This window comes from Achromobacter piechaudii NBRC 102461 (genome assembly GCF_001571245.1).
Taxonomy (GTDB): domain Bacteria; phylum Pseudomonadota; class Gammaproteobacteria; order Burkholderiales; family Burkholderiaceae_B; genus Achromobacter; species Achromobacter piechaudii.
Map to the genome: position 1 here is coordinate 822,395 of NZ_BCTK01000001.1, position 21,135 is coordinate 843,529.

General features: G+C 62.2%; 22 protein-coding genes and 1 pseudogene. 6 read left to right on the forward strand and 17 right to left on the reverse strand.

Annotated elements, in window-relative coordinates:
• Positions 1 to 8: 8 nt before the first annotated feature.
• On the reverse strand, positions 9 to 2,132 hold the full coding sequence (locus tag API01S_RS03685) for a 3-hydroxyacyl-CoA dehydrogenase NAD-binding domain-containing protein (protein WP_061303182.1): 2,124 nt from the start codon (positions 2,130 to 2,132) through the stop codon (positions 9 to 11).
• Positions 2,133 to 2,297: 165 nt separating this feature from the next.
• Between API01S_RS03685 and API01S_RS03690 the strand changes: the two genes are divergently transcribed.
• From API01S_RS03690 to API01S_RS03710, 5 genes are all read left to right on the forward strand, one after another.
• Positions 2,298 to 3,227 (forward strand): LysR family transcriptional regulator, encoded by a 930-nt coding sequence (locus API01S_RS03690; protein ID WP_061303184.1) that lies wholly within the window; start codon positions 2,298 to 2,300, stop codon positions 3,225 to 3,227.
• 143 nt (positions 3,228 to 3,370) lie between these two features.
• Entirely contained in the window at positions 3,371 to 4,651 is a 1,281-nt protein-coding gene (locus tag API01S_RS03695) for an AI-2E family transporter (RefSeq protein WP_254598504.1), read from the forward strand.
• Between the two features lie 136 nt (positions 4,652 to 4,787).
• A complete protein-coding gene (locus API01S_RS03700; protein WP_085947728.1) occupies positions 4,788 to 6,032 on the forward strand; it encodes a DUF445 domain-containing protein in 1,245 nt (414 codons plus the stop codon).
• 146 nt (positions 6,033 to 6,178) lie between these two features.
• A complete protein-coding gene (gene sodC / locus API01S_RS03705; protein ID WP_006219911.1) occupies positions 6,179 to 6,703 on the forward strand; it encodes a superoxide dismutase family protein in 525 nt (174 codons plus the stop codon).
• Positions 6,704 to 6,761: 58 nt separating this feature from the next.
• On the forward strand, positions 6,762 to 7,427 hold the full coding sequence (locus tag API01S_RS03710) for an imm11 family protein (RefSeq protein WP_061303188.1): 666 nt from the start codon (positions 6,762 to 6,764) through the stop codon (positions 7,425 to 7,427).
• Here the strand turns inward: API01S_RS03710 and API01S_RS03715 are convergent.
• The 12 genes and pseudogenes from API01S_RS03715 to API01S_RS03750 form a co-directional block, all read right to left on the reverse strand.
• A complete protein-coding gene (locus API01S_RS03715) occupies positions 7,424 to 8,290 on the reverse strand; it encodes an NmrA family NAD(P)-binding protein (RefSeq protein WP_061303190.1) in 867 nt (288 codons plus the stop codon). The two genes, API01S_RS03710 and API01S_RS03715, sit on opposite strands and share 4 nt — an antisense overlap.
• Positions 8,291 to 8,371: 81 nt before the next feature.
• Entirely contained in the window at positions 8,372 to 9,289 is a 918-nt protein-coding gene (locus tag API01S_RS03720; protein ID WP_254598503.1) for a YihY/virulence factor BrkB family protein, read from the reverse strand.
• Between the two features lie 89 nt (positions 9,290 to 9,378).
• Positions 9,379 to 9,888, reverse strand: a complete 510-nt coding sequence (locus API01S_RS03725; RefSeq protein ID WP_061303193.1) for a GNAT family N-acetyltransferase — start codon at positions 9,886 to 9,888, stop codon at positions 9,379 to 9,381.
• A gap of 159 nt (positions 9,889 to 10,047) precedes the next feature.
• Positions 10,048 to 10,935: a hypothetical protein gene (locus API01S_RS29135; protein ID WP_156487057.1), complete on the reverse strand. Its 888-nt coding sequence runs from the start codon at positions 10,933 to 10,935 to the stop codon at positions 10,048 to 10,050.
• Positions 10,936 to 11,453: 518 nt separating this feature from the next.
• Entirely contained in the window at positions 11,454 to 12,419 is a 966-nt protein-coding gene (locus API01S_RS03730) for a LysR family transcriptional regulator (RefSeq protein ID WP_061303195.1), read from the reverse strand.
• 219 nt (positions 12,420 to 12,638) lie between these two features.
• On the reverse strand, positions 12,639 to 12,887 hold the full coding sequence (locus API01S_RS03735; RefSeq protein ID WP_006219904.1) for a hypothetical protein: 249 nt from the start codon (positions 12,885 to 12,887) through the stop codon (positions 12,639 to 12,641).
• A gap of 7 nt (positions 12,888 to 12,894) precedes the next feature.
• A complete protein-coding gene (locus API01S_RS03740; RefSeq protein WP_006219903.1) occupies positions 12,895 to 13,668 on the reverse strand; it encodes an SDR family oxidoreductase in 774 nt (257 codons plus the stop codon).
• 215 nt (positions 13,669 to 13,883) lie between these two features.
• A pseudogene (locus API01S_RS29690) lies at positions 13,884 to 14,006 on the reverse strand (OsmC family protein); the annotation flags it as partial.
• A gap of 251 nt (positions 14,007 to 14,257) precedes the next feature.
• Positions 14,258 to 14,794 (reverse strand): GNAT family N-acetyltransferase, encoded by a 537-nt coding sequence (locus API01S_RS28695; RefSeq protein WP_084802376.1) that lies wholly within the window; start codon positions 14,792 to 14,794, stop codon positions 14,258 to 14,260.
• Positions 14,795 to 14,949: 155 nt separating this feature from the next.
• Positions 14,950 to 15,414 carry a GNAT family N-acetyltransferase gene (locus API01S_RS28700; protein ID WP_084802377.1) on the reverse strand — a complete coding sequence of 155 codons (465 nt, stop codon included), beginning with the start codon at positions 15,412 to 15,414 and terminating at the stop codon, positions 14,950 to 14,952.
• 433 nt (positions 15,415 to 15,847) lie between these two features.
• Positions 15,848 to 16,216, reverse strand: a complete 369-nt coding sequence (locus tag API01S_RS03745; RefSeq protein WP_061303197.1) for a hypothetical protein — start codon at positions 16,214 to 16,216, stop codon at positions 15,848 to 15,850.
• 160 nt (positions 16,217 to 16,376) lie between these two features.
• Positions 16,377 to 16,994 (reverse strand): MSMEG_1061 family FMN-dependent PPOX-type flavoprotein, encoded by a 618-nt coding sequence (locus tag API01S_RS03750; RefSeq protein ID WP_061303199.1) that lies wholly within the window; start codon positions 16,992 to 16,994, stop codon positions 16,377 to 16,379.
• Positions 16,995 to 17,094: 100 nt separating this feature from the next.
• On the opposite strand from API01S_RS03750, the gene API01S_RS29480 reads away from it, so the two are divergent.
• Positions 17,095 to 17,886: an AraC family transcriptional regulator gene (locus API01S_RS29480; RefSeq protein WP_254598500.1), complete on the forward strand. Its 792-nt coding sequence runs from the start codon at positions 17,095 to 17,097 to the stop codon at positions 17,884 to 17,886.
• A 45-nt stretch (positions 17,887 to 17,931) separates the two neighbouring features.
• On the opposite strand, the gene API01S_RS03755 is transcribed toward API01S_RS29480, so the two are convergent.
• The 4 genes from API01S_RS03755 to API01S_RS03770 form a co-directional block, all read right to left on the reverse strand.
• Positions 17,932 to 18,555 carry a glutathione S-transferase family protein gene (locus API01S_RS03755; RefSeq protein ID WP_061303201.1) on the reverse strand — a complete coding sequence of 208 codons (624 nt, stop codon included), beginning with the start codon at positions 18,553 to 18,555 and terminating at the stop codon, positions 17,932 to 17,934.
• A 156-nt stretch (positions 18,556 to 18,711) separates the two neighbouring features.
• Positions 18,712 to 19,950 carry an MFS transporter gene (locus API01S_RS03760; protein ID WP_061303204.1) on the reverse strand — a complete coding sequence of 413 codons (1,239 nt, stop codon included), beginning with the start codon at positions 19,948 to 19,950 and terminating at the stop codon, positions 18,712 to 18,714.
• Positions 19,951 to 20,046: 96 nt separating this feature from the next.
• Positions 20,047 to 20,838 (reverse strand): type I methionyl aminopeptidase, encoded by a 792-nt coding sequence (map, locus tag API01S_RS03765; protein WP_050730391.1) that lies wholly within the window; start codon positions 20,836 to 20,838, stop codon positions 20,047 to 20,049.
• Complete coding sequence (locus API01S_RS03770) at positions 20,839 to 21,081, reverse strand: ParD-like family protein (protein ID WP_039884226.1); 243 nt, start codon at positions 21,079 to 21,081, stop codon at positions 20,839 to 20,841. It abuts the gene before it with no gap.
• Positions 21,082 to 21,135 lie beyond the last annotated feature (54 nt).

Here is a 21,135-nt window from a genome sequence, read left to right on the forward strand (position 1 = left end):
GCTTGCGATCAGGCGGCTTGGTTGAGGCTGGCGAAGGTGCCGCCGGATTCGGCCAGGCGCACGAGCAGCGGCGACGGCTTCCAGAAGGCGGGGTCTTCTTTCGCGAAGGCGCGGATATCGGCCAGCACCTGGGCCAGGCCGACGCTGTCCGCGTAATGCATCGGGCCGCCGCGATAGCGCGGAAAGCCGTAGCCGGACAGAAACACCACATCCACATCCGACGGCCGCAGCGCGATGCCTTCATGCAGCACGTTGGCCGCTTCGTTGATCATGGCGGCCAGGTAGCGGCGCAGGATGTCTTCGTGCGTGAAGGCGCGCGGCGTGATGCCGGCGCGGCGGCGCTCTTCGTCGATGATGGCCAGCACTTCGGGGTCCGGTGTGCCCACGCGCGCGCCATCGGGATACAGGTAAAAGCCCCGGCCCGTCTTCTGGCCGAACCAGCCGCGTTCGCACAGGCGGTCGGGAATCTGCACGGTGCGCAGGGCGGGGTCGCGGGTGGCCGCGCGGCGCTTGCGCGTGGCCCAGCCGATGTCGCCGCCCGCCAGGTCCACCATTTGATAGGGGCCCATCGGGTAGCCGAATTCGCGCGCGGCGGCGTCGATGTCGTAGGGCGACGCGCCGTCTTCCATCATCATGTCGGCGGCCTGCCGGTACGCGGCCAGGATGCGGTTGCCGATGAAGCCGTCGCACACGCCCGCGCGCACCGGCGTCTTGCGCAGACGCCGCGCCAGTTCGAAACCGGTGGCCACCGTATCGGCGGCGGTGTGTTCGCCGACGACGATTTCCAGCAGCTTCATGATGTTGGCCGGCGAAAAGAAATGCAGGCCCAGCACGTCGGCCGGGCCGCGCGTGGCGGACGCAATGCGGTTCACATCCAGATAGGACGTGTTCGTGGCCAGCACCGCGCCCGGCTTGGCCACGCGGTCCAGCTGCGCGAACACGCCCAGCTTGACGTCCATGTCCTCGAACACGGCCTCGACGATCAGGTCGGCGTCGTCCAGCGCGTCGTAGCTGGTGGCGCCGGTCAGTCGCGCCAGCCGGGCGTCGCGGTCCTGCGCGCTCAGGCGGCCATTCTTGACCAGCCGTTCATAGACTTGCGCGACGCGCGCGCGGCCACGTTCCAGGGCGGGCTCGTCCTGTTCGATCATCACTACCGGCAGGCCCGCGTCCAGCATCGCAACGGCAATGCCCGCGCCCATCGTGCCGCCGCCCACCACGCCGACCTTGTCCAGGCGGCGCGGCTTGGCTTCTTTCAGTTCCGGCACCTTGGCGGTTTCACGTTCGGCGAAAAATGCGTGCACCAGCCCGGCGCGTTGCGGGCTGTCCAGGCATTGCAGGAACAGCGCGCGTTCGGTGCGCAGGCCCTCGTCGAACGGTTGTTCGATGGCGGCGCGCACGGCTTCGACGATCTTGGCGGGGGAGTACAGGCCCCTCAGCGTCTGGCTGACGCGCTCGCCCGCCGCTGCCGCTTCGGCTAACGCGGCGGCCTTGTCGGCCAGCGCGGCGCTGGCATCGCGGCTGCGGCGCGGGCCGGCGCCTTGCGCCAGCAGTTGGCGGGTGTAGGCCAGGCCGGCGGCCAAGGGGTCGTCGCCCTCGGCCAACGTATCGACCAGGCCCGCCTTCAAGGCAGCCTCGGCCGACAGGTGCTTGCCGGTCAGCATCAGGTCCAGCGCGGAGGCCGCGCCGATTAGCCGAGGCGTGCGCTGCGTGCCGCCCGCGCCGGGCAAGAGGCCCAGATTCACTTCGGGCAGGCCCAGCTTGGCGCTAGCCAGCGCCAGTCGGTAGTGCGCGGCCAGCGCGATTTCCAATCCGCCACCCAGGGCCGCGCCGTGCAGCGCGGCCACCACCGGCTTGGTGCTGGCCTCGATCTGGTTGCACACATCGGGCAGGGCGGGCGGCTTGGGCGGTTTGCCGAATTCGCGAATGTCGGCGCCCGCGATGAAATTCTTGCCCGCGCCCACCAGCAGCACGGCGCGCACGTCGGCGTCGGCCTGGGCCGCTTCGATGGCGGCGGCCAGATCGCGGCGCACGTCGGCGCTCAAGGCGTTTACGGGAGGGTGGTCCAGGGTGATGACCAGAATGTCCTGATCGCGGCGCGCGCGCGCGGCGCCGGCAGTGCTGCTGTCCGTCATGGGGTCCTTGTCTCCTGTTGGGCGTCGCCGTCGCGGCGCCTGGCAAGCCGGATACGGCCTGTCTCTTATGGGCTTTATTCTTTCCCAGTAAAGATGTCTTGACAATGGCATCAGGAATTGACACCACGGATAATAAAATTTGACAATCCGGTCGGAGGAGACGCCATGGACACTAAATCCCTGACCCTGCTGGTCGAAATTCTGGATGCCGGCAATCTGAGCGAAGCCGCGCGCCGGCTCAAAATGACGCGAGCCAATGTCAGCTACCACCTGAATCAGCTGGAACGCTCGGTCGGCATGCAGTTGGTGCGGCGCACGACGCGCCATGTCGAAGCCACCGAGATCGGGCTCAAGCTCTACCAGCATGGCCGCAGCATCCAGGACGAGCTGGTGGCGGCGCGCGAATCGGTCGACACCCTGGGCAAAACGCCGCAGGGCAAAGTGCGCCTGAGCGTGCCCAGCGGCTACGGCCAGTTCGTGATGACGCCGTGGTTGCTGGAGTTCAAGCAGGCGTATCCCGACATCGTGCTGGACGTGCTGTTCGAGAACAGCGTGGACGATCTGCTGCGCGACGAGGTCGATATCGCGGTGCGCATCATGTCCGAGCCGCCGCAGAATCTGGTGGCGCGCGAGCTCGGCCAGGTCCGCTACGTGGCGTGCGCGTCCAAGGTTTATGCCGATGCCAAGGGCCTGCCGCAGCGGCCGGAAGACCTGGCACAGCTACCCGTCATCAGCGCCGCCGTGATCGGCCGGCCATTGCGCCTGTCGGCCTATTTCGGCGGGCAGCCGCGCCAGCACGTAGTACTGGAACCCACGGTGATTTCCCGCAATTACGCGTTCCTGCGCGACGCCATCCGCGCCGGCCTGGGCGTAGGCGTGGTGCCGGACTACGTGGTCCATGACGACATCGCGCGCGGCGAGCTGCTGCCGGCGCTGCCGCAATGGCGGCTGAGTATTTTCGGACGCGGCATGTACATGCTCTACATGCCCAACCGGCACCACCCGCGCGCCATTTCGATGCTGATCGAATTCATCCTGGAGCGCGCGCAGCGCAGCCACGACGGGCAGGCGGGTCTGCTGGCCGTCAAGGGCTGACCCCGTAACCGGCTGCACACGTCGGGCACGATACTTGCTGACCGCATTCAACAAAATTGGAGAGCGGGGGCGGGATGGATAGCGCGAAGCCGGCGAAGATAACGTCGGACAACGAAGTGCCCAGGGGGGCCGGAGACACGCCGGTGCCGGCTATTTCGGCATCGCAGGCGGCTCAGGAGCAGGCGGCGCTGGAGCAGTCGGCCCAAGAGCAGTCGGCCCAAGAGCGGTCGGCCCAAGAGGCCCAAGAGCAGGCGGCCCAAGCTCGCGCGGCGGAAAAATCCGGCCCGGATGACCGCGCCTCGGATGAAAAAGTCACCGTGCAGGACGTGGGCATCGTCCCCGAGTCCGGACCCAATGTCACCCACGTCTGGGCGCGCGGCGCCTGTCTGACCACGCTGACCGTGCTTGCCGTGCTGTTTTCGCTGAAGATGGCGCAGGAATTCATCGTGCCCGTGGTGATGGCGATCGTGGTGGCGTATGCGCTGGATCCGGCCGTCGCGCTGATGGAGCGGGTGCGCGTGCCGCGACCCATCGGCATCATGCTCCTGATGGCCATCATCGCCATCGGGCTGGCGGGCCTGGTGTACGCCACGCAAAGCCAGGTCAGCTCCATCGTCGAGGCGCTGCCCGAGATATCGCGCAAGATCTCCCGTACCGTCGGCGGCCTGACCAGCGGCCACGGCTCGCTGCTGGAACGCCTGAAGGGCGCGGCCAGCGTCTTGCAGGACACTGGGGGCACCCCGTCCGGCCGCCAGGTGGTGGTCGCCAAGTCGGACGCCGGTCTCAGCGAATTCCTGTTGTGGGGCTCCAAGGGCCTGGCCGCCTTCCTGGGCCAGGCGATCATGAGCGTGTTCCTCGTCTTCTTCCTGCTGCTGTCGGGCAACGCCTTCAAGCGCAAGTTCGTCAAGGTGGCGGGCAAGACCCTGTCGCAGAAGAAGATCAGCGTCCACATGCTGGACCAGATCAACAGTTCGATCCACATGTACATGGCCATGATGCTGGTCACCAACGTGGCGCTGGGCGTGCTGTCGTGGGGCGCGTTCCGGATGCTGGGCCTGGAGAACGCCGCGACCTGGGCGGTGGTGGCGGGCGCGCTGCACATCATTCCGTATTTCGGGCCGTTGCTGACGGCGGTGGGCACCGGGATCGCGGCGCTGATGCAGTTCGGTGAAATCGGGCCGGCGCTTCAGGTGGCGGGCAGTTCGGTCGTCATCGCCTTGCTGATCGGCGTGCTGGTTACGACATGGATGTCGGGCCGCATCGCCAAGATGAATTCGGTGGCGGTGTTCATTGTGCTGCTGCTGTTCACCTGGTTATGGGGCATCTGGGGCACGCTGCTGTCGGTGCCCATCGCGTTTATCGCCAAGGTGGTGGCGGATCATATCGAGGGGCTGGACGCCGTGTCGGAGTTCCTGGGCGAGTAGCGCAGTTGGTATGCTGACGCCTCGCCACGCCGGAACCGTCATGCCCGAAACGTCCTCGACCGCCGCCTCGACCGCCGCCTCGTCAGCCCCACATTCCGCGCTGGCTTCCGACCTGCGCCGCACGCAGTTGCGGCGCATGAAGATCGCCGCGCTGGCGCTGCTGGTGGCGATGGTGTGTGGATTCATCACCAGCCACGTGATGGGCGGGCAGGGCGCGTGGGCGTGGGTGCGCGCGTTTTGCGAAGCCGCCACGGTGGGTGCGCTGGCAGATTGGTTCGCCGTGGTGGCGCTGTTTCGCCGCCCGATGGGCCTGCCCATCCCGCACACCGCCATCATCCCCAGCAACAAAGACCGCATCGGCGACAACCTGGCCGTGTTCGTCCGCGACCATTTCCTGGATCCGGACACCTTGATGGAGAAGCTGCGCGTCTTCGATCCGGCGGCGCGGCTGTCGCGCTGGCTGGTGCGGCCCAAACAGGCGCAGGCCCTCAGCGACGGCGCGCGGCGCGTCGCGCTGCAAACGCTGGACATGCTGGACGATCACGCGGTGCGCGGCGTGATCCAGGAATTCGTCGTGAAGAACCTGCGCCGCTGGGATGCGGCGGGTACGGTGGGCGAAGTACTGGGACTCCTGACGCGCGACGGTCGCCATCAGGAATTGCTGGACGCCGCCATGGAGCGCCTGGGCGGCTACCTGGGCCAGGACGAAGTCAAAGAGCGCGCCTCCACCTTGCTGGTGAAGTTCGCGCGCAAGGAATGGCCGCGCATCATCGCCGCGGTGGACGTGGTCAAGTCGGTGGACGGCATCGCCGACAATCTGGCCGACCGGCTGGCGATGGCGCTGATGGACGAACTGCGCGACGTGCTGTCCGAACCCGATCACCCCGTGCGCCGCGATTACGAGGCGTGGGTGCTGGACTACATCGAACGCTTGAAGACCGATCCTGCCTTGTCCAGCCAGGTCGAGGAACTGAAGCAGCGCGCCATCGATCACCCCAAGGTGCAGGAATACGTGCAGGGCCTGTGGGACGACATCCATGCTGCGTTGCGGCGCGACCTGTCGGACGAGGGCTCGGCGCTGGCCGCGCATCTGGAAAGCGCCTTGCTGGCGCTGGGCCGCAAGCTGGGCGAAGACCCAAGCTTGCGCGAGGCCATCAACAACCACGTGCTGGGCAGCGCGCGGCGGCTGACCGGCCGGCTGCGTATCGGCGTGACGGAACACATTTCGCGCACGGTCAAGAACTGGGACGAACGCCATTTGGTGGACGAACTGGAACTGAGCGTGGGGCGCGACCTGCAATACATCCGCTTCAACGGCACGCTGGTGGGCGGCCTGATCGGCGTTGGGCTGCACGCGCTGGTGCTGCTGGTCAATCGTTAACAAGCCTGATCGCATGTATCAGGAATGAAGAGTGCTGGCGCACGCCGCCGCCCCGGTGCTATTGTTTTCTGCGCCACGGGCCAGGCGGCGCTGTCTGCCCTGGCCGGGCATCCGCACCTTGCGTGCATGATTCCAGGAGGCACTTCATGAAGAAAATCTCGATGCTGGTCGCGGCCCTGACGATGGCGGGCGCTTCCAGCGCCGCGCTGGCCGAAGACGTCAAGATGTCGTTCCTGACGGCCGATGGCTTAGGCAAGAGCGCCGGCACGATTTCCCTGAAGGACACCAAGGGCGGTTTGCAGATCACGCCCCATCTCAAAGGCCTGCCACCGGGCGAACATGGCTTCCACGTCCACGAGAAAGACTCGTGCATGCCGGGCATGGTCAACGGCCAGATGGCCCCGGGCGGCGCGGCGGGCGGGCATCTGGATCCCAAGGGCACCAAGGCGCACAAGGGTCCCATGGCGACCGACGGTCACCAGGGCGATCTGCCCTTCATCGTGGTGGACGCCGACGGCACCGCCAAAAAAGCCGTGCTGGCGCCGCACCTGAAGCTGGCCGACGTGAAGAAGCACGCGGTGATGGTGCACGTGGGCGGCGACAACTACAGCGACACGCCGGCCCCGCTGGGCGGCGGAGGCGGCCGTCTGGTGTGCGGCGTAGTGAAGTAAAGCGGATTGGGGGGCGTTTGCGCGTCTCCCCGTTTGCATCCGACAGGCCCCCGCATCCATGATCGAAGCCACCGTGACCGCACCGAGCGCCATTGAAGTTTCAGCCGAAGCCGCCTCTCATCAGGGCGAATTTTTCCTGATCGACGCCAGTTTCTTGGGAAACGGCAGGATTGCCGGCATCGAAATCGCCAACGAAGAGAAGCTGATCGAACCGGGGATGAATGTCGTCTCGCGTCCTGACGGATCGCCACATCAGTATCCGGAGCGTCCCCACCTGGTTCATGTACCGGAGAAGGGCGCAATGCCACGCGATCTGGAAGAGCTCGCTGGCATTTGGATTGTGTCGGAGCCGTTGAAGCAGCTGTTTGAGCAGTTGGACGCCGAGGCGTTTGCATTTGTGGCCTGCGACTTCAGCCTTGCTGACGGCAGCTCCGGCCCGCAGTACTACCTGGGCAATGTGCTGCGCAGACTCGATGCCCTGGATGAAGCCTCTTCTCGGGTGAACATCAAGCTCGACCACAATTATCAGACTGGCGAGGACGACAAACTTTATAGCCTTGTCGGCGGAGCCAATTTGGTGTTCAAACAGGATGTTGTGGCAGATGCCCATATCTTCCGCCAGGATCGCATGGGAGCACCTCCCATCTGCGACCGCGCGATGTTTGATGCATTGAGTGCGGCCAACTTTTCCGGCGTACGGCTGCGCGATGCAGCCGATATCTAGAGCGTGTTTTGAACGACCAGACTCCGAACGTAAGCCTCCAGCGTGGTCGATCCCCGCAGCGGCGTGTCCGACAAATCAAAACCGCCGTCGACGCTAACCTCGGTCATCCGGGCATACGATGCCGCGGCGGTTTCAGAGAAGCCCTGCCTGACGAACGCCTGCCGCCATTCTGCGCGCGGTACGACGTGGACCTCGACGGGCTGGTCCAAGGCCTGCGCAAACGCTCGCGCTACGTCGCTTGGTGTATACCGCCTGGGGCCTTCCACGTAGCGGACGCCCTGATCGTCGAGAGCCGACATCAAGCGGTCAGCTGCGACCTCGCCGAGATCTTTCGGCGCGACCATCGGAATGGCAAGATTCGCCGGGAAAAGACTGGGCAGCACGCCGGTGTTGCGCACCGTTTCGAGTAACCCGTCCCAGTTGCTCATGTAGTAAGCAGCACGGTTCACGGCCGCTGCCAGCGCCTGGGCCCGTAGCCCTTCCTCCAGTTCCCACAGCACGTTCAAGTCGCCAATGTGGCTGCCCGGTTGGGCGCCGGCCGTCGATTCGGCAACGACTTTTTCAAGTCCGGATCCCTCGAGCGCAGCCAATATGTTCGCAACAGTGTGTCTTTCGACGGCGTCGGTATCCCTGCGGATGTCCGCGGGAGGATTCAGTAGAAAAGCGCGTCGTCCACGCCGGAACGCGGCGCGTAATGACGCCACGTCTTCCACATCAGCCTGGACAATGTCCGCGCCCAGCGTGCGCCAGTGCGCGGCGCGAGCCGCGGATCGGGTAAGGATGGTGACCTCTGCACCGCGCGCAAGCAAAGCGCGCGCGGTGGCCGCCCCGACATGTCCTGTGCCGCCCATGATGATGTACATGTGTCTGTCCTCCGGTGGGTGAGGGTTGCGAGCGTCCACGCTCTTGCCGGCGACCTCAAACTCCGATCTGGTACGCCAGGCTCATGTATCGCTTGCAGCAGGCGAGGCCGGGCTGCGTTCAGTGTGGGAGCCATGCGCTTCGGCAAATACACGGGTGAACTCTGCGCCCAGCAGAAACACCTGGGCGGCGAAATAAACCCATATCAGCACGACCACCAGCGATCCTGCCGCAGCGTACGAGGAGGCGATGGAAGCCTTGGCCATGTACAAGCCAATCAGGAACTTTCCGATTTCGAACAAAACGGCGGTGACGAACGCTCCTGCCCAAACGTCGCGCCACGCGACCGGGGCTTGGGGCATAAATCGGTAGATCATCCCAAAAAGAAGGGTAAGGATGCCCACCGTGACTGCCTCGTTGACGGCTTGGAGCAGCAGTCCCCAACCCGGGTCGCCGCCGCCCAGCCAACTTCCCAATGCTGCCAGCACCGTGCTGACGATCAGCGAGACAATCAATAAAAATGCCAGTGTCAGGATCAGGCCAAAAGAGAGCAGACGTGCGCGGATCAGCGCCCAAATACCAGACTGCTTCTTGGCGTTGACCTTCCAAATGCGATCCAGCGCGCTTTGCAGTTCCGAAAATACCGTCGTCGAGCCGATGACCAGCATCACCACGCTGATGACCGTCGCCGCAATGCCCTGCGCGGGTTCTTGGGCGCCCAGCACGACACTTTCGACTGCCTTCCCGCCTTCTGCGCCGACCAAGGCGCTGATTTGCTCGAACAACTGTCCCTGCGCGGCTTCGTGGCCCCAAAAGAAGCCAGCGATACCGATCACGATAATGACAAGTGGCGCCAGTGAGAAAACCGTATAGAACGCGATCGCGGCGCCCATGCTGGGGGCGTAGTCGTCCAGCCAGTTCATCACCGTTTGCTTAACCAGGGCATAAAGCCGTTTGATCGCCATTTTCTGCACTCCCAGCGCATGCAGGGTCGTTAGCAAGTGGCGTGCCGCGTTTTGGTTATCGCTAAGAAAAGCGAGCTGGGAATCGTGGCGTGAAGCTGACCGACCGGACGCGACCTAAAGCGTCCTCATTCGGCCATGCTGAACGCCTGATGGTAGGTGACCGTTCCGGACGGCAAGGGCTGCCCGAACGACATTGCCATGAAGTATTCCGGAGGTACGTCTGGCAACACCAGCGTGGCTTCGTTCATGAAGCCAAATCGTTTGTAGTAGGAGGGCTCACCAAGAACGACGCAGCCAGATGCGCCTAGATCGGAAAGCCTGGCTAGCGCCTTGCGTATCAGTTGAGACCCAATCCCGCGGCCCTGTAATTTGGGAATGACAGAAACAGGGCCAATGCCAAACCATCCTGATGTGCCGTCGGAGATGGAAACCGGTGAAGCCGCGACATTCCCGACTACAGACCCCTCCATTTCGGCAACCAGACTGACGGTTAACGCGCCGGCCTCGCGCAATGCGGCGAGAATAAATTGTTCGTTGTGACTCGTATGAGGTGCATCCAAGAATGCTGCCTCTGTGACGGCATGAATGGCCGCGACGTCTGCTGGCGCTTCGGAACGAAGGATGAGTTTCGTCATGAGGTCAGTATGGAAGGGGATGTCTGCTTCTGGCCGGGAGCAGCCGGTGGTGACGGGCGGTTTCCGACCCGTTGCGGTCCTTGAATTTTCCAGCTAGCAGTCGTTCGGAACGCACTATTGGTTTGCCGAACCCTCCAGAACTGACCAATTTCTGCGTGACTATATCGCCAGCAATGCGTTAAGCAGTGCATCAATTGGATTGATGGGACTCGAATATTCCCGGTGAACGCCGCTTTGAAACGACGAATCAAGTATCGGTCTGTCGTTTCTATAAAACAACGCCCCTCGTGAATATACCTGCACAGCATGGTTGCATCGCTCAACTTCGTCTCCTGTTAAGACAAGCGTGACGAGGCGCGGTTCGGTGCAGAACATTGTTGGTCGACTTATGGCCACACTCATTTGTGGGGTTATCGGTGCTAATATTTTTGGCGCAAGAGGTGCGTTTACGACTGCCTTTATGTTATGAAAAAAACCATCTCCGTAAATAAATTCCGTACCAGAAGAAAATAACACCAGAAACTTTGCCCGGCACCCGATGCTGTCAGCGATCAACCTCTGCGACTGCCGCATATTGAGACCTATAATTGCATTTCTCTCAGGACTTTGAAGCGGGCCTCTGAAATGTTCCGCCAACGAGACGGATGCTTCACGGTTCATCGGGCCACGGACAGCCAACGAAACGACGCAATCCGTCAGCGCGCGAAGCTGATCGTCCGATGACTCTTGCGGGACAAACCTTGGTCTGAGGTCGTCTCCAGCAATTGGCCTTCGCTCAAGACCCTCAAGCCACGTAATCACGGCGGGAAAATTGCCATCGGCGGTATCAAATTCATCCTCGAAGCTTTCGTCGAACTGCGTCGATTGTTGAGCTGTGCGGCCAAGTTTAATGTGGTGTCCATTACCAATCATGCCAAGTTTATCCGGCGGAATGCGCTTCTCGGAACCATCGGGTTTAATCCAACCGGTGGTCCCGTCGGATGCGGCCCAGTGACGAGAAACGCATCGTGGCCACCAATGGTGTCGTTCGGATTTGAGTTTGTTCATTAGCGTGAGGTGGAAATTAACGGATGCAGGAAACTTTGAGCCGAGACGCGGGAAATGCTCATGCGCTGAAAATGGATGATCTGCTCCACTGTGTGCCAATGCTCTTTGCGACAGGACGATTATCCCCAATTTTCTTCGCAGTGGTGTCGACTGACTACCTCTGATTCCCCTGTGAATTCACATAGCGAAGGCTATAGGAATAGCTTTGGCGCCAGATCCGGTATGTCTGGCTCCAAATTACCGACAATGTAGCTGGCGATATCGAAAGACCGAAATTGGCCGATAGCAGTCCTCCTATAAGCAAGCGGCGGGGAGCAGTAAAGGCTTCCTCGGCAGTCTCCTCCAGAACGAAGCCCCGCTCGGCACGTATGCAAAGCGTGCATCCTCGCACCCCGCGTTCCAGATCTTTCCAAGGTCGAAGTTGCGCCGGATCGCTGTAGCTAATCCCCCGTTCGTCCTGACTTGGCCGTACGCTCAAAAGGAACACCAATCCGGAGGATAAGGAGTTCTACGAACGATCATCTCGCATCTGCGTCAGTTACGAGCACTTTGCGTTGGCCCTGCATACGATTGTTCCGGATATCCAAATGCGGCTGCATCAACGCCTCGAACCACTCTTGGAATGCGGCCAGTCGTCGCGAACGCTGGCGGCGGTGCGGGTAAAGCAAGGACACCGGCATTGATGCCGCGCGGCAGGTCGGCATGACCTCCACCAGTTGGCCTGAGTCCAGCAGGTGCTGGACGTCGAAGCGCGGGATCTGAATCAGTCCCAACCCCGCAAGGCAGCAGGCGATGTAGCTCTCTGCATTGTTCACGACCACGCGGCTCGGCACCTCGAATATCTGCTCGCTGCCGTCGCCAGGCAGATATTCCCACGGCAGCTCTCGTCCGGTCTTGGGAGACGCATAGCCCACGGCCCAGTGTCCGTCGGGCAGTTCCGCGGGCTGCTTAGGCTCTCCATGCTCGCGTAGATAGGCCGGGCTTGCGCAATTGATCAGGGCAATAAGGCCCAGCGGCCGCACCACGAGGCTGCTGTCATGCAGTCTGCCGATGCGCACCGCGCAATCCACCCCTACCTGCACCAGATCGATGGCGCGGTCGCTCGAACCCAGGGTCAATTGAAGCCGGGGGTGACGACGCAGCAGGCCAGGCAACGCCGGAGCAATGACGCGGCGGGCGATGCGGCTGGGTGCATCAATGATCAGTCGGCCGGAAACTTGGCGCTGGCTGGCCTGGAATAATTGGTCAATGTCTTCGACGTCTGTCAGCAGGGCGCGTATGCGATCGAGCAACTGTTCCCCATCGGGCGTCAGCCGTACCTGGCGCGTCGTCCGGTGTAGCAGGCGCGCCCCAAGTTGTGTCTCCAACTGCTGGATGGCCGCCGACACGGAAGCGCGTGGCAACTCCAAAGCATGAGCTGCCTTGATGAAGCTGCCCATCTCGGCCACCTGGGCGAATACGCGGTACTGGTCGAATCTGTCCATGCAATTGTTCTGTCGATGGTCCGATACAGGTCCACGGAGAAGCGTTGGTCGTCCAGGTTCTCCGGATGCGCGAAAAGCAAGTAGAAGAATAGCCGCAATTCCGGCTCCATCCGCCTGTCCAGCTCTGCGTCAATGGCCCAGCACGCGATGCGCCGCGCGCCAGAAACGCAGCACATCCATGGCTGCGTCTGGCAGACCCGTGGCGAGCGGCGGGGGGCCTCAAGGACGCGACCACCACCACAGACCCCAGGCCAGCGCAGCCGGAATGCCGAACAGTGCCGCATGGATAGGCAATTCCTCGGCCAGGCTGTAGCCGTGCGACAAGCCGGTCCGCAGGTTCCACGCCGAGATGGCCATCCAGGCGAGCGTGAACACGCCCGCGGACACGGCGCGATGCGCGGCGGGTGTCAGTCGAACCAGGAGCGCGGCCAGCACCAATCCCGCCGCGATGAAGATCACGGTACGCATGATGGCCTCACTTGGTGGTGTAGCCGCCGTTGATGAGAATGGTCTGCCCGGTGATCCACCAGCCGTCGCTGACCAGATGGCGAATGAAAGGCACCACATCCTCGATGTCGGTCAGCCCGGTCTTGCTGGACTGCGAGAGCGCAGCGGCTGTCTTGTGATAGGCCACCGCCTCTGGCCCTTCGGCTGGGTAGAAGAAGGGTGTGTCCATCGGACCGGGACCCACGGCGGTCACGGAGATACCGCGTGCGCCCAGTTCCTTGGACGCCGCGCGGGTGTAGTGTTCGACGGGCGCCTTGGTGCCGGCATAGGCGGCATAGAACGGCGTGAAGGCGCCCAGCAGCGAAGTCACCACGGTGCAGATCTTGCCATTGTCGTTAAGGTTCTTGCCGGCTTCCTTGAGAAAGAAGAAAGCGGTCTTGGAGTTCACCGCGGTCATCTCGTCGTACTCGGCTTCGCTGACCTCGGTCATCGGCTTCTTGAGCACCTTGCCGACGGTGTTGATGGCGATGTCGGGTTTGCCGACAGCGGCGATGGCATCGGCGAACAGCTTCTCGACCGCACCGGCTGACGTCAGGTCGCCCTGCAGTGCCACGGCCTGCGCGCCATTGGCCTGAACCGCGGCGACCGTCGCGTCGGCGTCGGCCTTGGACGTGGCGCTGTTGTAGTGGATCGCGACAGCTTTGGCGCCCTGCGCGGCCAGATCGCGAGCGATCAGGCCGCCGAGGTTCTTGGCGCCGCCGGCGATGAGAACGACTTTGCCTTGGATGGAATGGTCAGCCATGGGAACTCTCCTTCACGAATCGATGGAGAATCGAGCTTAGGCTGCATCACCCAGGCGATAAACCGCCATCGCCTGGATGGATCATCCAGAAAAACCGCCCAATCAGGAGTATTTGGGCGGGCAGGTCATGCAGGTCATAAGGCAGGGCGCGAATTATGCGCGCGGCTGGCCGCTTCGGACCAGGAACATGATGGCCGCCTTGTCGAAGACGGAATTTATTGCGCGTACACGATGCGAGGCTCGCATCGAATTGGAAAATTCACTGAATTGGCGATGAAGCAGAAATGGTAAGCGCGGTCATGTAGTTCGGCAGCCAGTGCTGCGTCGTCACCTGACCTCCCAGGCATCCGGGAGCGAAGCCAATACCTTGCGATGAACGTGCCCGGGGCCAAGTCGAGCCTAGTTGCGGGAGCTGCCCATTTGCCGAGCCTTGAGCGCCCGCTGGAAGTGACGCGTATGATCGCGGAATTCTTAGACCGAGATATCGAAAAAGAACCTAACCCGGGTTTTTAGCAGGACGCCTCTGGCGGAAAGTCGACCTCTCGATGACTGCTCTTGCTCACCCCAACAGGTCGCCGAATTCTCGTTTCTAATCTGTAGACAGCTTCGAATAAAGCACGAAGTCCCCTGGCTTTCCTCGGACCATTCGGTACGACCGCAGTAGTCCTTCGCGTCGAAATTGGCATCGCTCTAGCACGCGCTGAGACCGCTGGTTGGTGTGTAGGACCGTCCCTTGTACACGGACGAAACCGTACGAGGAAAAGGCCCAACCGGTGACTGCGTGGCATACCGCGCTCGCGATACCCATTCCCCAATGTGATGGTGCGACGTCGTAAGCAATCTCAGCAGTTTTATTGGAAGTTGAGACGGTATGGAACCCGATAGTCCCGACTAGCCGATCTTGCACCTTGTCGACGATTGCAAGCCGGCGCTCCGAATCATCGGACTGAGAATCGAATAAGTCAAAGAGACGGGTCAGGTCTTCGACCGAGCGCAGATTCCAACTGGTGTGCTGGAAGACCTCAGGCAAGGCCAGATAGGAGTACCACTCGTCGATGTCAGAACGTTCCAGCTGTCGTAGCACCACGGCCGGATGCCCAGAGCTTGGTGCCGTTAGAATCCGCATAACTTTCCCCCGCATTCAGTCTTCCAGCTTTAAATCGCAGTAGAAGATTGAAGTGAACGTTAATAAACGGCACTTCTTGCCACAACTCGACAAGCGCCGCTTCTGTATTGCGAGTTCGCCCGGCAAGCACGCAAGCTTCGAATAACGGCCCGCATTCAAAGTGGACGAACGTATAGCATCACGTCTCGGCCGTAGTGATGTGTCTCACACTCGAAGTTGAATCCGGATCGTTTAAGGAGCCGCTGCGACCTGGAATTAGCAGTCCAAACGACAGCGACCAGCTCTTTTAGAAGCAAATCGCCTTTCGCGTAGTCGCAGGCCTGCCGGAGCGGGTCGGTCGCCAAGCCCTTGCCCCAGTGTGCACGTGCCAATCGGTACGCGACCTGTATGCGTGTGGTGCCAGCCAGAGGCGTGAGACTTATCCATCCTGCTGTACTACCAGCGGAGGTGACTGCCCAGTGGCCTAGTTCGCCGTGGTCTGCCGCGATATATGCGAGCAGCGCTCCTCGTCGTTCCGGCGTCGGTTGGATCAGACCTGTGCTGTGCTGCATCACCTCGGCGTCAGCCTCTAGGGCCAGGATAACGTCAGCATCGGTTGCCTGGAGTCGTCGCAATCTCATCTGTGGGACCCGCTTGAGCACGAAGGAGTACAGGATAGCGCATGTATGTCGTGAGAATTGGCCTCACTGCGTGCACCAAATCGAGGTCATGCGTTTCAGCCTTACTCCTACAAATGCGCGCTGTAGGATGTGGGAAAACGACCGCTTCTGGCCGTGAGCTGCCGGCTGGAGCGGTCCGCTTCCGCGCGACACGGCCACCAGCCCCTCCCAACAGTAGCCACCCGCCCGCCCGACGTCCGGGGCCGCAGAACGGTCAACCTTCGGAGAGCAGGCGCTCAACCGTATTGCTCAACGTCATTGCCAAGGGACCAGTTCTCTTTGGCGACCTTCACCAGATTCACAAGAACATCCTCTGGTCGAAACCCGCACCCGCCGCAGCTCTTACAGCCAACCGACGCTAGAAGCCCACGCCTCCAGCAAAAGCCCCGGCTTACTAGACTTCAAACATTGAGGTGCGCCCATTATTGGCATTGTCTTTAACTTGTTCTGCGATGCGCTGTTGCACAAGCCGAGCCACTTCTTCTTTTTCTGCGGGGCTCATCGCGGCGTACTCTTCTTTCGAGATGCCAAGCGACCGCAGGGTCAGCTCAAAAAAGCGCTCTTCGGGGCTCATGGCCAGGAAATCGTGGAGTTCCTGTTCAGCGTCAGACAACGCCGGAGTGGGCTTCTTGATCTGAAATCGCTCAACACCGCGCTGCGCGTCTTCAAGCGCGGCAGCGAAAGACGCAGTGTTTTCGCTGCTTTGGCCCGGTTTCACGAACGAACGGCCCAGGGTCATCGTAGGGGCTTCGACCTTGTACATAGTTCCGCCTATTATTTCGATTGACGAGCTATAGATTTGACGCCATCCAGTCCATGACCAAAGCTTGAAACTCGGCGTTCTTTTCAGCCCTAATGTTCACATCAGCCTAAGCCATACCGGCAGCCGACAAGCCTGTTTTGCCTGACCTCAATGCAGCAGGCTAATACAGATCATTGCGGACAGATTTGTAATATCCCTCGTCCACCTGCTGCGTCGCATCGGCTCCAGCGCCCGTCATCGCCGCAACAATCTGACCTGGCGTAGGGACTTGGTCTCGTTCTATTCGTGACGATTCTGCCCAAAGCTGCGCTCGGTTAATCGCCTTTCCGCAATGGAAGAGCACTTCGTCAATTTTGACGACAATTGCGCATTTTGGCCTCTTGTCTTTTTCCTTCAACGACTCAAGCAATGCTTCGTCGGTGTTGATGGCCGCGTGGCCGTTGATGCGCATGAACACCTCCAGCCCGGGGAAAAGAAAAAGCATCCCGATGCGGTCGTCCTCAACAAGATTGGTCAGCGACGCAATGCGGTTGTTGCCCGGCCAATCAGCAAACGCGATGTGCTTGTCATCGAGCACACGTACGAAGCCGGGAGGACCCCCGCGCGGCGATGCATCCAGACCGTCGGCACTTCCGGTAGCCACACAGAAGAAAGTTGCGACACCAAGGTACTGACGATGGAATGGCATCAAATGCGGTAGCACCCCTTTGGTAATCCTCTCCGAGGGCGGGTCATACATCTGCGCCAGTTGGGCGATATCGGTCAGTTGTCGGGACATTGCTGTGCTCACCTTTAAGAATCTCGGAGGAAGCATATGGCCAATGACGATGGTGGTGATAGACTACTTCTGCCATTAAATAGCTCACTTACGCCAATCCGTGTCATCAAGCACTTTTATCGATAAGTTGGACCAGGCGCGCTTTGTAGATGGCAGCAATCCGCCATTGATTGCCGTTGTCGGCGGTGAAAAAACATTCCGGGATTCTGGCCCGCATCACCACCCAAGCGGGCAGCTGTTCGGTTTGTTGTCTGGTCTGCTGAGTGTGCGTACGCACATGGGGACTTGGGTTGTGCCATGTTCACGTGGGGTATGGATACCACCGTCCGTGACGCATGAAGGTCGCTCGCATGGCGCATTCAATGGATGGAGTGTATATGTCTCACCCCAATCCAGTATTGGCCTTCCCGCAGAGCCGCGCGTCGTCGAAGTGAGCCCGCTGCTACGTGAGGCGGTACTCCGTGCGGGCGGCTGGGAAATGGGCGTATTAAGACCGAGCCAACTGCGTTTGGCTCAAGTCATACTGGATGAAATTGGAGAATCCACGGCGGACACGTTCTGGCTTCCCATGCCTGCGGATAGTCGATTGCAACGTATCGCCATAGCGCTTACCGAACAGCCTGCTGATGAACGCTCGTTGGGAGAGTGGGCGTGTTGGGCGCATATCACTTCGCGCACCCTGAGCCGCAAGTTTGTGGATGAAACCGGACTTACCTTCACCGCGTGGAGACAGCGGGCACGCTTGCTGCGTGCATTGGAGTTATTGGCGGCCGGAAAATCGGTGACAACAATCGCTCTTGAACTGGGCTACGACAACGTCAGCGCCTTCATTGCACTATTCAAAAGAACGTTTGGGGTCACGCCCGGACGCTATCTGGCACAGAATATCTAGCGGTCATGGCTGCTTGAAAGCGGACCAAGGTAACTGCCCGATCCCTCAAGCCGTACCATTGCGCCCATACAGCCGATAACCCTCGCGCTGATTCAGACGGTCGTAGTAAGCCTGCACCGCCGGCATGTCCGGCTTGGCGCAGGGCGTGGCGAACCAGCGGTTGACGGACAGGCCGATGGCGATGTCCGCCAACGTGAACGCATCACCCGCGACATACGCGCCGGTGCGCGCCAACTGCTGCTCCAGCACGCCCATATAGCCGTCCCACGCGCGGCGCGATGCATCGATGCTGGCCGCGTCCTGATGAGCGGGCGATTGCCGCGCCGGCGCCATGAAGGCGTAGCTCCAGGACCGGTTCAGGTCGCTGGCCTGCCAATCCAGCCATTGGTCCACGCGTGCCCGCGCACGCGGTTCGGCGGGGTAGAGCGCTGCGTCGCCGTACTGCGCGGCCAGATACCGGATGATGCTGTTGGACTCCCACAGCACGAAATTGCCATCCTGAATGACGGGCACCATCGCGTTGGGGTTCAGCGCCAGAAAGCTTGGTTCGCTCGTGGACTGAAAACCCGCGCCCCAGTCTTCGCGGGTGAAGGACAGGTCCAGTTCGGCGCAGGTCCAAAGCACTTTGCGTACGTTGATCGACGACGCTTTGCCTAAGATTTTCAGCATGATGCGAGGGGAAGATGGGGTCGCGGACGGGCGTAGTCTAGCGGCCGGCATGGCGCGCCGCCAGATACAGAAAGGCCCGCGATTGACCGCAACAGCGGCCCGCCGACGTACGCGGGCGTCGCTAAAAGCGCGTCGCCGAATCACCGCTCTGGCGACTCAGGCGCTCGCCGGGTCCATCGCATCCGCGCCAGGTTGAGTGCGCAGGCGCGGCACGGGCGAGGTGTACAGCACCACGAACTGCAATAGAAAGCCCGCCGTACTGACCCACAGGCAGGCCGCCACCCCCACGTAGGCGGCCAGGCCCGCGCCGATCAGCGCGCCGATCGGGCGCGCACCGAAGGTGGCGGTCAGCAGTACGGCCGATACGCGGCCCAGCAACGCATTGGGCGTGACCGCCTGGCGTAGCGTGGTGGTGGTGATCGTCCACAGGATGGGGCCTGCGCCGAACAGGAAGAAGCCCACGGCGGCCCACGCGCCGGACGGCCAGGCCAAGGTGGACAGCAGGATCACGCTGGCGACGAGCGCGGCCAGCGGACCGGCCGCGATCATCGCGCCGAAGCTCAATCTGCGCGCCAGCCACGGCGCCGCCAACGCGCCGGCCAGCATGCCGCCGCCATACACGCCCAGCGTGATTCCGACGCCCGTGGCGCTCAGGCCCAGCCTTTCGATGGCGTAGGCCACGTACACGGCTTGCAGCACGAACCAGGCGGTGTTGAAAAACACGGCGGTGATCAGCACCGGCCGCAGCAGCTCATGCGCCGCCACGAAGGCCGCCCCTTCGCGCAACTGCGCCAACAGGCGAGGGCGTGTCGCCGCGCGCAGCGGCGCGTCCGTGGGCAAGCCCGACAGCAATACCGCCGCCAGCAGCGACAGGCTGGTCGCCAGCACATAGGCGGTGGGCGCGCCCAGCCAGCCGACCAGTGCGCCGCCCGCCGCCGGCCCCGCCGAAAACGCGCAACTGCGCGCCAGTTCCAGCCAGCGGTTGGCGCTGGCCAGGTCGCTGGCGGGCACCAGGCGCGGCACCAGCGCAGGGGCCGATACGTTGTAGGCCACGGTGCCGACCGCGCCCAGGAATCCCAGCGCCGCCAGCCAGGACAGGTTCAGCGCGCCCATCCAGAACAGCGCCAGCACCGCCAGCAGGCTCGCGGCGCGCACGCATTCGGCGCCCGTCATCAGCGCCTTGCGCGACATGCGGTCGGCCAGCACGCCAGCCGGCAGCGACAGCAGCAGAAACGGCAAGGTCTGCGCGGCTTGCAACGCGCCGGTCTGGGCGGCGGATGCGCCCAGCGCCAGCACGGCGACCAGCGGCGCGGCGGCCAGGGCCATCTGTTCGGAGAATTGGGCGGCCAGATTGGAGGCGGCCAGGCGACGGAAGGCGGCGGGCAGGGTTGGCATCGCAAGGAATATCGGCAGGCCGGAAACGGCAAGGGCACGATCATGATCGTGCCCTTGGCGGCCTGCACTCCGGTCCTTGCGATGGACCGGGGGCGATCAGGGGATGGGCGGGTAGTCGCCGTAGCCGTCCGGCCAGGGCGTCAGCACTTCGTAGCCGGTGTCGGTGACGACCACCATGTGTTCCCATTGCGCCGACAGCGAGCGGTCCTTGGTGACCACGGTCCAGCCGTCCGGCAGCTGCTTGGTGGTCGGCTTGCCCGCGTTGATCATGGGTTCGATGGTGAACATCATGCCCGGTTGCAGCACCAGCCCTTCGCCGGGGCGGCCGTAATGCAGCACCTGCGGTTCATCGTGATAGATCTGGCCGATGCCGTGTCCGCAGTATTCGCGCACGATGCTGAAGTGTTCGCGATGCGCGACTGTCTGGATGGCGTGGCCGATATCGCCCAGCGTGGCGCCGGGTTTGACGGCCATGATGCCGGCGCGCGTGGCTTCGTAGGTGGTGTTGACCAGGCGGCGCGCCAGCGGGCTGGGCTGGCCCACGTAGTACATGCGGCTGGTGTCGCCGAACCAGCCGTTGTGGATGACGGCCACGTCGATGTTCAGGATGTCGCCGTTCTTGAGCACCTTGGCCGACGGGATGCCGTGGCAGATCACGTGGTTGACCGACGCGCAGATCGTCTTCGGAAAGCCGTGATAGCCGACGTTGGCCGGAATGGCCTTCAACACGTTGACGATGTATTCGTTGCAGATGCGGTCAAGCTCGTCGGTGGTGACGCCGGGGCGCACGTGTTCGCCGATCATGTGCAGCACTTCCGCCGCCATCGCACCGGCCTTGCGGGCCATTTCGATGTCGGCGGCGGACTTGATGGAAACCTTGCGCGCCATTTACGCCACCTCCTGGGCAGCGTCCGGCAAGCGCCGTGACAGCGCTGCAATCGTGAAGCCTTCTGCCTGTTCGATGCGGATCAGCAGTTGGCAGATGTCGGCGTGGCACAGCTCGGGGTAGAGCTCGGACAGCATGCCGATGCGCATCCAGTGTTCGGCTTGGGAATTGATCGAGCGGCTGAGAGCGCCGCTGGCGACGCGCAGATTCTCATGCATCTGCTCGGAGATTTTGACGAGGCCCATGAAGGAATGATCCATATATGGTTTGTATATGGATCGTATGGTACTGCGCAGTGG

What these genes read in the sequence shown, in the direction of transcription:
- API01S_RS03685 (WP_061303182.1), bottom strand. Translation starts at nt 2,132, where the DNA reads ATGACGGACAGCAGCACTGCCGGCGCCGCGCGCGCGCGCCGCGATCAG.
- API01S_RS03690 (WP_061303184.1), top strand. Translation starts at nt 2,298, where the DNA reads ATGGACACTAAATCCCTGACCCTGCTGGTCGAAATTCTGGATGCCGGC.
- API01S_RS03700 (WP_085947728.1), top strand. Translation starts at nt 4,788, where the DNA reads ATGAAGATCGCCGCGCTGGCGCTGCTGGTGGCGATGGTGTGTGGATTC.
- sodC (WP_006219911.1), top strand. Translation starts at nt 6,179, where the DNA reads ATGAAGAAAATCTCGATGCTGGTCGCGGCCCTGACGATGGCGGGCGCT.
- API01S_RS03710 (WP_061303188.1), top strand. Translation starts at nt 6,762, where the DNA reads ATGATCGAAGCCACCGTGACCGCACCGAGCGCCATTGAAGTTTCAGCC.
- API01S_RS03715 (WP_061303190.1), bottom strand. Translation starts at nt 8,290, where the DNA reads ATGTACATCATCATGGGCGGCACAGGACATGTCGGGGCGGCCACCGCG.
- API01S_RS03725 (WP_061303193.1), bottom strand. Translation starts at nt 9,888, where the DNA reads ATGACGAAACTCATCCTTCGTTCCGAAGCGCCAGCAGACGTCGCGGCC.
- API01S_RS29135 (WP_156487057.1), bottom strand. Translation starts at nt 10,935, where the DNA reads ATGAACAAACTCAAATCCGAACGACACCATTGGTGGCCACGATGCGTT.
- API01S_RS03730 (WP_061303195.1), bottom strand. Translation starts at nt 12,419, where the DNA reads ATGGACAGATTCGACCAGTACCGCGTATTCGCCCAGGTGGCCGAGATG.
- API01S_RS03735 (WP_006219904.1), bottom strand. Translation starts at nt 12,887, where the DNA reads ATGCGTACCGTGATCTTCATCGCGGCGGGATTGGTGCTGGCCGCGCTC.
- API01S_RS03740 (WP_006219903.1), bottom strand. Translation starts at nt 13,668, where the DNA reads ATGGCTGACCATTCCATCCAAGGCAAAGTCGTTCTCATCGCCGGCGGC.
- API01S_RS28695 (WP_084802376.1), bottom strand. Translation starts at nt 14,794, where the DNA reads ATGCGGATTCTAACGGCACCAAGCTCTGGGCATCCGGCCGTGGTGCTA.
- API01S_RS28700 (WP_084802377.1), bottom strand. Translation starts at nt 15,414, where the DNA reads ATGAGATTGCGACGACTCCAGGCAACCGATGCTGACGTTATCCTGGCC.
- API01S_RS03745 (WP_061303197.1), bottom strand. Translation starts at nt 16,216, where the DNA reads ATGTACAAGGTCGAAGCCCCTACGATGACCCTGGGCCGTTCGTTCGTG.
- API01S_RS03750 (WP_061303199.1), bottom strand. Translation starts at nt 16,994, where the DNA reads ATGTCCCGACAACTGACCGATATCGCCCAACTGGCGCAGATGTATGAC.
- API01S_RS03755 (WP_061303201.1), bottom strand. Translation starts at nt 18,555, where the DNA reads ATGCTGAAAATCTTAGGCAAAGCGTCGTCGATCAACGTACGCAAAGTG.
- API01S_RS03760 (WP_061303204.1), bottom strand. Translation starts at nt 19,950, where the DNA reads ATGCCAACCCTGCCCGCCGCCTTCCGTCGCCTGGCCGCCTCCAATCTG.
- map (WP_050730391.1), bottom strand. Translation starts at nt 20,838, where the DNA reads ATGGCGCGCAAGGTTTCCATCAAGTCCGCCGCCGACATCGAAATGGCC.
- API01S_RS03770 (WP_039884226.1), bottom strand. Translation starts at nt 21,081, where the DNA reads ATGGGCCTCGTCAAAATCTCCGAGCAGATGCATGAGAATCTGCGCGTC.